This window comes from Clostridium sulfidigenes (assembly GCF_000732635.1).
Lineage (GTDB): Bacteria > Bacillota > Clostridia > Clostridiales > Clostridiaceae > Clostridium_J > Clostridium_J sulfidigenes.
On record NZ_JPMD01000042.1, the window covers coordinates 14,981 to 27,799 of the forward strand.

At 29.7% G+C, this 12,819-nt stretch carries 8 protein-coding genes; 3 read left to right on the forward strand and 5 right to left on the reverse strand.

What is annotated here, in order from left to right; all coding sequences use genetic code 11:
• Positions 1-140: 140 nt before the first annotated feature.
• On the reverse strand, positions 141-1,043 hold the full coding sequence (locus IO99_RS15700; RefSeq protein WP_035135139.1) for a polysaccharide deacetylase family protein: 903 nt from the start codon (positions 1,041-1,043) through the stop codon (positions 141-143).
• A gap of 17 nt (positions 1,044-1,060) precedes the next feature.
• On the reverse strand, positions 1,061-1,333 hold the full coding sequence (locus IO99_RS15705; RefSeq protein WP_035135141.1) for a hypothetical protein: 273 nt from the start codon (positions 1,331-1,333) through the stop codon (positions 1,061-1,063).
• Positions 1,334-1,528: 195 nt separating this feature from the next.
• Here IO99_RS15705 and IO99_RS15710 point away from each other — a divergent pair, with 195 nt between their 5' ends.
• Positions 1,529-2,908 carry a CCA tRNA nucleotidyltransferase gene (locus IO99_RS15710; protein WP_035135143.1) on the forward strand — a complete coding sequence of 460 codons (1,380 nt, stop codon included), beginning with the start codon at positions 1,529-1,531 and terminating at the stop codon, positions 2,906-2,908.
• Positions 2,909-2,961: 53 nt separating this feature from the next.
• Here the strand turns inward: IO99_RS15710 and IO99_RS15715 are convergent, their stop codons facing one another.
• The 3 genes from IO99_RS15715 to atoD form a co-directional block, all read right to left on the reverse strand.
• Positions 2,962-3,243 (reverse strand): late competence development ComFB family protein, encoded by a 282-nt coding sequence (locus IO99_RS15715; protein ID WP_035135144.1) that lies wholly within the window; start codon positions 3,241-3,243, stop codon positions 2,962-2,964.
• 81 nt (positions 3,244-3,324) lie between these two features.
• Entirely contained in the window at positions 3,325-3,984 is a 660-nt protein-coding gene (locus IO99_RS15720; RefSeq protein WP_035135145.1) for a 3-oxoacid CoA-transferase subunit B, read from the reverse strand.
• Between the two features lies 1 nt (position 3,985).
• Positions 3,986-4,639, reverse strand: coding sequence for an acetate CoA-transferase subunit alpha (gene atoD, locus IO99_RS15725; protein ID WP_035135146.1), 654 nt, complete (start codon positions 4,637-4,639; stop codon positions 3,986-3,988).
• Positions 4,640-5,198: 559 nt separating this feature from the next.
• Here atoD and addB point away from each other — a divergent pair.
• Both addB and addA read left to right on the forward strand, forming a co-directional pair.
• A complete protein-coding gene (addB, locus tag IO99_RS15730; RefSeq protein ID WP_035135147.1) occupies positions 5,199-8,669 on the forward strand; it encodes a helicase-exonuclease AddAB subunit AddB in 3,471 nt (1,156 codons plus the stop codon).
• Entirely contained in the window at positions 8,662-12,570 is a 3,909-nt protein-coding gene (gene addA / locus IO99_RS15735; protein WP_035135148.1) for a helicase-exonuclease AddAB subunit AddA, read from the forward strand. Before addB ends, addA begins: the two co-directional genes overlap by 8 nt.
• Positions 12,571-12,819 lie beyond the last annotated feature (249 nt).

Consider the following 12,819-nt stretch of genomic DNA (forward strand, 5'->3'; position numbering starts at 1 on the left):
AAAATAACTAAAGGGTTGTCTCAAAATAAGCTAAATTTTAATAAAGTACAAGCTCAACACTTAGTAATATTTAGTGAATTATTTTGAAAAAACCCTTATAAATAGACTTTGTAATTGGTTAAAGTTATAAAATTCAATTGTCAATTTATAAAACGAATAGCAGCTGAATCGTGCTTTAAAGGTCTAAATACATATCCTTGAGCTTTTAAACCTTCAAGAATTTTTGGCATTGCATCTAATGTGGTATATTTGAAGTTTGTATCATGCATTAGTATATTAGCTGTATTAACGTTAGAGCTACCATCAAGAACACTTTTTATTATACTTTTTTCATCCAATGTTACCTTAGTAGCATCTGAAGAATCAACATTCCAGTCAAAATAGGTGTACCCACGGTCTTTTAGAGCTTTTAAAATACAATGAGGCATATTTTTATGTTCACTCATATATCCTGTATTTGAACCACCTGGGAATCGTAAAATTTTAGAGGGTTCTTTACCGGTTATTTCTTTTAGCTTATTATCAAGAGCTTCCACATCACTAATAAAGGCCTTAGTAGATGAATAAATCTTTTGATAATTATGACTATATGTATGATTAGCAAGAACATGTCCACGATTAACGATTTCTCTATAAATGTCATCAAAGCCTTCTTTGTATATTACAAAAAAAGTCGCTTTAGCATTGTATTTGTCAAGTACATCTAACAGTTTCAAGGTATTAGATGAAGGACCATCGTCAAAGGTTAAATGAGCAATCTTTTTTTGTGACATTGCCTTATCATATGTGGATTGTTTTTCACTTAGTTCTTTTTCTAACTTAATATTTTCTGCAAGTATAGAGTTGTTAGACGATGATAAAGAATCGATTTCTTTTAATAGATTACTTTGCTTACTAGAAGCTATAAACATTTTTGTTGTTGCTAATATTGATATAAAAAAACATAAACATAAAGCTGATAAGGATATAATACTTAATATAGAGGGTTTCTTTCTTCTTCTAATATTCCCTTTTGATGATTCAAGATTAATATTGTAATTCATGATTTTAGCTCCTTATGTTAATTATTAAATTCAGCAAGTTCGTCAAGTAAGGCATCTAAATCTGAACTTGACTCTAGCAAGTTCCTGTTTGCTTTATGTAAATTAGCCTTTGTAGCTTTAAGGGATTCTATTTCAGTAGATAATTCATTATTTTTAAACTGGTATTCTTTCTCCTTTGAATTAGCAAAGACTGAAATTCCTATAAATATGAAGCAAAATATAGAAGCCATTACACAGAATTTACCCTGTGAGTTATTATTTTTTTTAGAATGAAATAAAGTATTTTTCATAAGAATCTCCTTTAATTAGTTATTATGTTTTATACTAATAATTATAAAGGAAATATTATGTATAATCATTACGAAATAGTAACAATTTGAAAATTTTTTTGTTGTTTTTTATATTTTAAATTTAATTGTAAACAGCTTTGTGGTAGAAATTACATTGTAAAATTAAATAGGTGTATTTAAGGAGAAGGTATAAGTATGTATATTAACATGCCAAGGCATATAGAGAATTGTATTAATGACATAGAAAGAAATGGCTTTGAAGCTTACATAGTAGGTGGGTGTGTAAGAGATAGTATTATAGGTAAAAAGCCTAATGACTGGGACATATGTACCTCAGCAACTCCAAAGGAAATAAAGGAAATATTTATAGATAAAAAAACTATAGATGTAGGAATTGAACATGGAACAGTGGTAGTATTAATGGAAAATGAAGCAGTAGAAATAACTACATTTAGAGTAGATGGGGATTATTCCGATGGGAGAAGACCAGATAGAGTAGAATTTACTTCAAAACTTATAGATGATTTAGGAAGAAGAGATTTTACTATAAATGCTATAGCTTATAATCATAAAATAGGAATAATAGATTATTTTAATGGAGTTAAGGATATAGAAAGTAAGGTTATAAGGTGTGTAGGAGAACCAAATAAAAGATTTAAAGAAGACTCATTAAGGATAATGAGAGGATTAAGATTTATGGCACAGTTAAACTACATAATAGAAAAAGAAACTCTAATTGCCATAGAGGATAACAAGGAGCTTCTTAAGAAAATTTCTAGGGAGAGAATAATTGTAGAGTTAAATAAGCTAATACTATCTGATTACCCTGGTGATGGAATTAAATATATGCTTAGTATGGGTATTATGCCTATATTAGTACCTTATCTATATAAAGATGAAGAAAAATATATTTATGATTCCTTTAAGGTAAAAGAATGTATTAAGGTTATAGAAGGATGTCCTAAAAAACTTTATGTGCGATTAACTGTATTTTTGTACTATATATTAAAAAGTAATAAAGATGAAAATAATATAAGAATTGATTATAAAGAGAATACATCTAAGTTAACACCTAAACAAGACATAAAGATAAGCATTAAATGTGAAGAAATTCTTAAAGAACTTCATTATGATAATAGGACAATAAAGAATGTAAGTACACTTATAGCATATTATGATACTCCAATTTATGAAGATAAAGTATATCTTAAAAAACTATTACAAGGAACAGGATTAGATGTATTAGGAGAATTAATAATTGTAAAAGATATAACGAAAACATTTTTAAAAGAAGAAAACCTAGAAATGATAACTCAATTCAATTTAAATAAGACGAGAATAGAATTAATTTTAGATGAAATTATGAAAAATGAAGAAGCCTATAGGAAGACTGACTTGAAAATTACAGGAAAAGATTTAATAAATTTAGGAGTAAAAGAAGGCATAGTAATAGGAAAAATATTAGATGAATTATTAGAAATGGTTATTAAAGATCCTAAATATAATGATAAAGAAAAGCTAACTATATATGTAAAAGAAATATATGAAAAGTATAAAAGCAATGAAAATAAATAAAAAAATAAGACCGCTATGATTTAATCAATTAGTTAATCATAGGGTCTCTTACCTTATCTATATTCATGGTGTTTAGGATTTGCTGAAACTTTTTCTACAGCTCTAATAACTTGAGCAGTTATAGAAATTTCTTCTTGCTTGTCAATTTCATTTAAAGCAGTAGTATAAATTTTACCTTCTTCACTAACCACATACTTGGGTTTTATAGAATTTAGGGCAAGAGCAGACATATCATCAAGGCACTTTTGACAAGTACAAATATTAGGATAATCTTTAAGCACACTTTTTAAAACATGTTCAACTTGATCTTCTGCATAATTTTTGTAAGGTGGCATAAAAAAATTCCTTTCTAACATAAGTCTATTGGTAATTATTTTTAATTACCAATAGACTTTAATTAATTATTTTAAGTAAAATTATAATTCCATTTTCTTAACGTTTTCTGGGATTATAAGATCTGCAAGTGTTGCATTTTTTACATCTTCAATAGTAGCTTCTGGTCCAAGTTCCTTAAGAACAAGACCTTCTGAAGTTACTTCAAGAACTGCCATTTCAGTAATAATTAAGTTTACTTGATGAGCAGCAGTTAAAGGAAGTGTACATTTCTTTAATATTTTTGGATTACCTTTAGCTGTATGTTCCATAGCTACTATAACTTTTTTAGCTCCAACAACTAGGTCCATAGCTCCGCCCATTCCAGGAACCATTTTACCAGGAATCATCCAGTTTGCAAGGTTTCCTTCTTGGTCAACTTCTAAAGCTCCAAGTACAGTAGCAGCAACATGACCGCCTCTGATTATTCCGAAAGATACAGAAGAATCAAAGAATGCAGCTCCAGGGATAACAGTAACATGTTGTCCACCAGCATTTACTAGGTCTTTTTGCTCTTCTCCAGGAGCAGGAGCAGCACCAATTCCTATGAATCCATTTTCAGATTGTAATGTTACATCTATGCCTTCTGGTATATAGTTAGCTACCATTGTTGGAAGACCTATACCTAGATTAACTACGTCTCCATCGTTAAGTTCTTTTGCAACTCTTTTAGCAATGACTTCTCTTATCATGTTCTTATCCATGTTAGTTCTCCCCCTTTACTATATAATCAACAAAGATATATGGTGTCATAACTACGTTTGGATCTATATCTCCAACTTCTACAAGCTCTTCAGCTTGAACGATTACAGTATCTGCAGCAGTAGCTATTAAAGGATTGAAGTTTCTTGTTGCTTGATTGTAGTATACGTTTCCTTTTTTATCAACCTTTGAACCGAATAAAAGAGCAACATCTGCTTTAAGAGGTTTTTCAAGAATGTATTCTTGTCCATCAACAGTAATAACTTCTTTACCATCTTGTACAATTGTTCCAAGGCCAGTTGGAGTTAAGAATCCACCAAGACCAGCTCCGCCACATCTGATTCTTTCAGCAAGAGTTCCTTGAGGTGATAATTCTACTTCCATTTCTCCAGAATTCATTTGGTTTCCAGTTTCTTTGTTTGTACCAATATGTGATGCAATAGTTTTCTTAACTTGTTTGTTAACTATTAACTTACCAATACCTCTATCTGGAAATCCAGTATCGTTTGCTATGATAGTTAAATCTTTAACGCCTTTTTTAACTAAAGCATCTATAATAGCTTCTGGAGTACCTACAGCTAAAAATCCACCTATCATAACAGTCATTCCATCTTGAATTTTAGCAACTGCTTCATCAATTGAAATAAGTTTATTCATATGTTAAACCCTCCATAAATAAAAAATTTTCTTCCATACTAGTTTACCCCTAATTTAAATATTTTGCAATGTATAAAGGCTGATTAAATTTTTAATTAAAAAACTAATGAAATTATTTATTTTAAATTATTAAGGTCTAATTTTGTTAAATATTACACGAAATACTTAAAACTATATTTTCTTCATTTAATATATCTATCTATATAAATAGGTATATATGGAACTATTTATATAGATAAATATGAAACTAGTTACCTAGGAAACTATATAAATATATAACTAGTTAACTAGTTGTTCTCGCCACAAGGGTTTCAGGGATTTTGCTATTTTAAAAGTGGAAGAAAAGCTGTATTAAAAGAGAAAGAATTAATAGATTTATTATTTTTGATTTAATTATAATAATGGGTAAGTATAGAGATGTTTAGATACTTATAAATAAGCTAAGGATATTAAAAAAGAATCATTGGCTTATGTTATAATTAGGTAATAATAAAGGAAGAAAGACACTATAAGAAATTGCGAAATATATAAGGATATTTATAAGTTAGGAAGTGAGATTTTGGGAATTAGATTTATTTACGGTAGAGCAGGCACAGGTAAGAGTTATACCTGTATTGAAGAAATCTATGAAAAATCCTTTGATAATAAAACTCCATTAATATTAATAGTTCCAGAGCAGTTATCCTTTAGAGCAGAGAAGGCTCTCATTGAGAGGATTGGTGCCACTGGAATAAATAATGTACATCTTTTAAGTTTTAAAAGATTAGCTTTTACTATTTTTAATGAAGTTGGTGGAGTAACTCATAAGTACATGAATGATACAGGAAAAGCAATAATTGTAGGAAGAGCTATAGATGAGTCAAAAGATAAACTTAGCATATTTAAACAAGCTACAAAACAAAAGGGGTTTATAGATAAAATCATAGGAGTACTTACGGAATTTAAAAGACATAAAATTACTCCACAGACTCTTAAAGATTTAAAGGAAAATGTGGATGAAAGTTCACTACTAGTGGATAAGTTAAGTGATATTGAAGCAATTTATTCAAAGTTTCAAGATAAACTTAGTGAAGGATATTTTGATCCTGAAGATAATTTAACCATTTTAAAAGGAAAGATTGAAGAAAGTAGGTTTTTAAAGGGAGCAGAAGTGTGGATAGATGAATTTAGTGGCTTCACTCCTCAGCAATATGACATCATAGGAAAACTTTTAAGAGTTTGTGCCAATGTCAATATAACAATACCCTATGGTGGGGATGAGGTCAAAGATAAAAATGAGGATACTAATCCTTTTTATCCAATTTATACTACAGAAGAAAAGCTTACAAAACTTGCACAAGATTATGGATACTATCCTAAAAATAATCTTCATTTACACATTGGACATAGATTTAAAGAAAGTGAGGAATTGTCCTTCTTAGAGGAAAACTACTTTAATAATAGGGGAAAAGCATTAAAAACTCCTACAAAAAATATAAGTATATTTAAAGCTCAGAATCCCTATGGAGAAGTAGAATATGTAGCCAAGGAAATCTTGAAATTAGTTAGAGAGAAGGACTTTAGATATAAGGACATTATAGTTATAAGTAGAGATTTAGAAAATTATAAGGACATAGTTAGAGTAATATTTGAAGAATATGAGATTCCATTTTTTATTGATGATAAGGAAGATATAGCTTCAAATCCATTGGTTATATATATAACTTCACTTTTAAACATATTTTCTAAAGGCTTTAGAGATAATTCCATAGTTAATTATTTTAAAAGTGGTTTTGCAAATTTATCACCATCAGAAGTAGATTTACTAGAGAATTATGTTTTAGAGTATGGCATTAAAACTAGGAAAAAGTGGATAGATGATAATGAGGAGTATTGGAGAGAGAGTTCTAAGTATGAGAATGTAATAGAAATAAAAAATAAAGGTATAGAGCCTCTCATTAAATTAGAGGAGAAATTAAAGGGTAAACATAAGGTTAAAGATATTTGCTCAAGTATTTATAAATTCTTAGTTGATAATAGAGTTTATGAAAATGTAAATGAATATATAGAGAAATTTAAAAGAGATAATAATCTTTTATTAGTGGATGAGTATAGTAGTATCTGGAATATGCTTATTGAGCTTTTAGATCAGTTTGTAGATATTCTTGGAGAAGAAGTTGTGACCATTGAAGAGTTTAATAATATCCTATCTATGGGGATATCCCATAATAAAATGGGGTTAATTCCTACTTCTATGGATCAAGTAGTGGTAGGAAGTGCTGAGAGAATAAAGGCTCAAGAGGTAAAGGTAGCCATAGTTGTTGGTGTAAATGATGGGGTACTTCCAAGGATTACAGGAGATGAAGGTCTATTTAATGATAATGATAGAATAGTGTTTAAAAATAATAATATAAGTGTGGCAGATAATAGCTTTGAACTAGCCTTTGGAGAACAATATTTAATATACAATTTGCTAAGTATTGCAAGTAATCTACTATATATTACCTATCCAATTGCTGATTTAGAAGGAAAGACTAAGAGATATTCCATGGTGATTCCAAGGCTAAAGGCCTTATTTCCTAATGTTTTGGAGAATACAGATATATTAAAGGATGAAGTTGGAGAAGATGAAAAAGGCATAGTAGGAAAAACTCCTACCTTTAATAATTTAATAAAAAAGCTCCATGAATATATAGAGAAAGATGAGATAACAGACCTTTGGAAGGAGATATATAGATATTATTATAAGGAGCCAGAATATAGAGAAAAACTTCTCAAGGTAATAAGTGGCTTTACCTATAAAAATCATATAGAAGCCATAAGTAAAGATAAAATAAGGCAGTTATATGGGAAAAGTCTTAGTGTATCTAAAATAGAAGCCTATGCCAATTGCTCCTTTGGTTATTTTGTAAAGTATGGTCTTAAAGCTAAGGAAAGAAAGATTTATACCTTTGCACCTCTGGATTTTGGAAATCTAATTCATGAAGGCCTTGAAAAGTTTTCTAAAAGAGTAGAGAAAGAAAAAGCGGTGTGGGGAACTTTAGATAAAGAATTTTGTGAAAGAGTTATAGGTGATGTTATATCAGAGCTTATAAATTCTGAGGAACATAGAATATTAAAAAGTTCTAAGAGATATGAATATATAGCTACAAGGGTAAAAAGAATTTTGTATAGAATGGTGTTAATTATTAATGAGCAGATGGAAAGGGGAACTTTTCAGCCTATGGGCTATGAAATTTCCTTTGGTTTTGAAAAAGATGATTATTATCCACCAATACCAATAACCTTATCCACAGGAGAAGTAGTAAAATTACAAGGAAAGATTGATAGAGTGGATAAAACCTCTATAGATGGGGTTAATTATTATAGAGTTGTGGATTATAAAACAGGAAAAATAGACTTAGATATAAATGATGTATATAATGGTTTAAAAATTCAGTTACTAACTTATTTAGATGCAATTTTAACCCTTGAACAAGAGAAAATGTCTAAAAAACCAGTGGTATCAGAAGGAAAAGGAAGAACCATGCCAGGAGCTATGGTATATCTTTCTGTGGATGATCCAATAATGGATGGGTCTAAAAAACTTACCATGGAGAATTTAGAAGAAGAAGTATTAAAGGCGTTAAAAATGAAGGGAATCGTCATAAGAGATTTAAAGGTAATTAAGGAAATGGATAAAACCATAGAAAAAGGGGGAACCTCTTCCATAATTCCTGTAGCTTTAAATAAACCCAAAAAGGGTAGTGATGAAGCCGAATTTTCAAAGAATAATAGCTCAGTGATAACCTATGAAGGTTTTAATGTGCTTAGAAGTCACATGAAGGAAAAGGTTAGAGAAATCTGTGAAGATATGTTAGAGGGAATTATAGAAGTAACTCCATGTAAAAATGGAAAAAGCTATTACTGTGAATTTTGTGAGTTTTCTTCTATATGTCAGTTTGATGAAACCATGGGGATTAATAATTTTAAAGTAATGCCTAGAAGAAATAAAAAAGAACTTCTTCAGCAGCTTGAAGTAGAGGGAAAAGGAGGTGAAGGTAATGAGTAGCGTAAAGTGGACAGAGGACCAACAAAAGGCCATTGATATTAGATATAGAAACACATTAGTATCTGCAGCAGCAGGTTCTGGAAAAACTGCAGTTTTAGTTGAAAGAATTATAAAAATTATCACAGATAGAGATAATCCTGTGGATATTGATAAATTACTTATAGTAACCTTCACTAATGCAGCAGCGGCAGAGATGAGAGAACGTATAGGAGAAGCTATTAATAAAAGAATTAAAGAGGAGCCTAATAATAGAAACCTCCAAACTCAATTAATACTTCTTAATAAGGCAAGTATATCAACTCTTCACTCCTTTTGTTTAAACCTAATTAAAAATAACTTTCATCAATTAGATATAGAACCAAACTTTAGAGTTGGGGATACTACGGAGATAAATCTTTTAAAGGTAGAAGCCTTAGAAGAACTTATGGAAGGGAAATATATTGAAGGAAAAGAGGAATTTATAGAGCTAGTAGAGAGTTATTGTGATAATAAAAGTGATAGAGCCTTGGCAGAAATGGTGCTAAGATTATATAACTTTTCTATGAGTATGGGTGATCCTGTAGCTTGGCTAAAAGCCAAATCCGAAATTTTCAATGTGGGTGAAGATTTTTCCTTTGAAAAATTACCTTTTAAGGATGCCTTACTAAAAGAATTAAGAGAAGATATAATAAGTGCTTTAGAGATAAATAATGAAGGGTTAGATTTTGTACTAAATAATCCTATTATTGATAAATATAAAGCTACCTTTGAAAATGATGGACAAATAATAGAGAGAACTTTAACAATAATTGAAGATGAATTAAAGGAAGATAGACAATACATTGAAGAAACTGGTTTTGGAAGAATTCCAACTTTAACAAAGTTAACAGAGGAAGAGAAAGTAATACAAAAAAAGGCTAAGGATTTAAGAGATGCTGCTAAGGAAATATATGTGGAGGTAAAGAGTAAGATATTAAATGCTACTTCTGAGGAAAATATTAAAATTACTAAAAAACTTTATCCATTAATGAAGGAACTAACAAACCTAGTAATAGAATTTAAAGATATCTTTGATAAGAAAAAGAGAGAAAGAGGTATCATAGATTTCAATGACCAGGAACATTTTGCCCTTGAAATTTTAAGAGATAAGGAAGATAAAAATAAACCATCAAGCATTGCTTTAGAGCTTAAAGATAAATTTGAAGAAATACTAGTAGATGAATATCAAGATTCAAATAGTGTTCAGGAAGAAATAATCAATCTTATTTGTAGAACAGAAAAGGATACAAGAAACGTATTCATGGTTGGAGACTTAAAGCAAAGTATATATAGGTTTAGAATGGCAAAGCCTGAGCTATTTAAAAATAAGAAGGAAACCTACACTAAAAATGGAGATGATTATAATGCTCTTATTACTCTCCATAAAAATTTTAGAAGTAGAAGAGAGGTTATAGACGGGATAAACTATATCTTTAATGCTGTTATGAGTGAGGATGTAGGGGAACTAGCCTATGATGAAAGTGAAGAGCTCAAGGTTGGAGCCAGTTATAAAGAGTTTTCAGGTGAAGGTAATATTGGTGGAGAGGTGGAATTTAACCTTATAAACCTTGATTATGAAGATATTGAAGCTAATGAAGATAATGAAATAGAAGAAGAGCTTCAAGAACAAAGTGATATCACAAGTAGTGAGGAAGAACTGGATAAAGAAGAACTAGATTCTATGCAGCTAGAGGCTAGATTTGTGGCAAACCGAATAAGAGAGCTAATGGAGCATCATGGGGAAAATTCATTAAAGGTATATGATAAGAACTTAGATGATTATAGAAGAGCTACCTATAAGGATATGGTTATTCTTTTAAGGTCAAGTAATAAGCTTTCTCCTATATTTATAGAAGAATTTAAAAGAGTAGGAATTCCTCTTTTCTCAGAAGGGGGAGGGGGGTATTTTGATACTCTTGAAGTAAAGACAGTTATAAGTGCTTTAGAAATTATAGATAATCCAATACAAGATATTCCTCTAATTGCTGTATTAAGGTCACCTATTGGTGGATTCACTACAGAAGAGTTAGCGGATATAAGAATTTCTAATAAAAATGTGAGTTTTTATCATGCCATGGTAGGCCTTTTAGATTATGAGAAAAAGGATTATGAAGATGAAAACCTTAGTGATACTTGGGAAGAAATCTATAATAATACTGGTCTAAAACTAAAAATAAAAACCTTCCTAGATAAAATAAATAACTGGAGATTAGAAAGTAAATATACCCCTATAAATCAGCTCATATGGGAAATCATAACGGATACAGGCTACTACGGTTATGTGGGAGCATTGCCTGGAGGAGAGCAAAGACAGGCTAACTTAAAAATTTTATTTAAGAGAGCTAAGGATTTTGAAAGAACTAGCTATAGAGGTTTATATAATTTTATAAACTTTATAAGTAATATAAAAACTAGTAGTGAAGATATGGGAAGTGCTAAAATCATAGGAGAAAATGAAGATGTAGTAAGAATCATGAGTATTCATAAAAGTAAGGGCTTAGAGTTTCCTATAGTATTTCTCTGTGGTCTTGGTAAAAGATTTAATGAAGGTGATTTAAAGGGTAAGATACTATTTCATCATGAATTAGGTTTTGGACCTACTTATATTGATTTAGATAATAGAATTAGTTATAACACACCACAAAGGGAGTTTATAAGCAAAAAAATTCAAGGGGAAAATAAATCTGAGGAGATGAGACTTTTATATGTTGCCCTAACTAGAGCAAAGGAAAAATTAATCTTAGTTGGAAGTGGTAAGGCTCTAGATAAGAAAATTGAAAAATGGTCTGGGGCAGGTATAGATGAAAATGGAAGTATAAAATCAACCTATGTAAAAAATCAAAAAAATTACTTGGATTGGATAGGAGCTTCTCTTATAAATCATAAAGCTGGAGAACCCCTAAGGCATTATAATGAAAATATTTTGAAGGAAGATTTTAAAGAAGATCATAGTAGGTTTAAGGTAGCTATATATTCTAGAAAAATTTTTGAAGAAATAGAAGATACATCCTTAGAAGAAGTGCCAGTAAAGGAAAAAATAAATAAACTTTTAGATAATGCTGATGAAAATATAAGTAAAGATTATTATAAAGTAATTAAAGAAAGATTAGAATTTACTTATAAATATGAGGAAGCAACAAAGCTGCCTACAGTAATAACTGTTACAGAGTTAAAGGAGCTTCACAATAATCTACCAGAAGCCAATAGAGAAAATAATCTATATATAGAAGGTGATGGTTTAGATGAAGATAATTATAAAACTATAACCTATGGAGAAGAAGTAGAAGGACCGAGAAAGTTTAGGCCTCTAATGCAAACACCATTATTTCTTCAAGAAAAAAAAGGATTAACTCCATCAGAGGTGGGAACTGCTTATCACAATATAATGCAAAGATTAGACCTAAGTGGTGACCTTTCTAAAGATGACCTTACAAGGCAAATTAATACCATGGTAGAGAAGGAGTTAATAACCTTTGAAGCAGCAAAATCAGTCAAGGTAGATAAAATTCTTAAGTTTTTACAGAGTAACATAGGAAAAAAAGTAATAGAAGCTTTTAAAGAAACCTCTTTAAAAAGAGAGCTGCCTTTTAGAGTGGAAATCAATGCTTCTACTATTTATCCTAATGTTAGTAAAGAAACTTACTTAGAAGAAAAGATGCTTTTAAGAGGAGTTATAGACTGTTACTTTGAAGAGGGAGAAGAAGGGATTATTTTAGACTATAAAACTGATTATGTAAAACCAGATAATATAGAAGAAATTAAAGAAAGATATAAAGTGCAATTAGATTATTATAGTAAAGCTATAAAAGATGCCTTTAAGAAAGAAAAAGTAAGGAAGTACTTATACTTATTTTCACTAGATAAAGAAGTTGAAGTAGAATAATAGAAAAGGTATGCCATAAAATTAAAATGTACCCTATATAGTAGACACTTTAAAAAAAGTCTATTATATAGGGTATTTTTATGTATAATAAAATTAATATATAGCTTTAGGAGTGATTATATGAGCAACAAATTTTTCACTGAATATCAAATTAAGAACTTATCTCAAAACAAATATGTACAGACTATTTCATCAAAATCAATTACATATACTGATGAATTTAAAAGACATTTTATTGCTGAAAATATT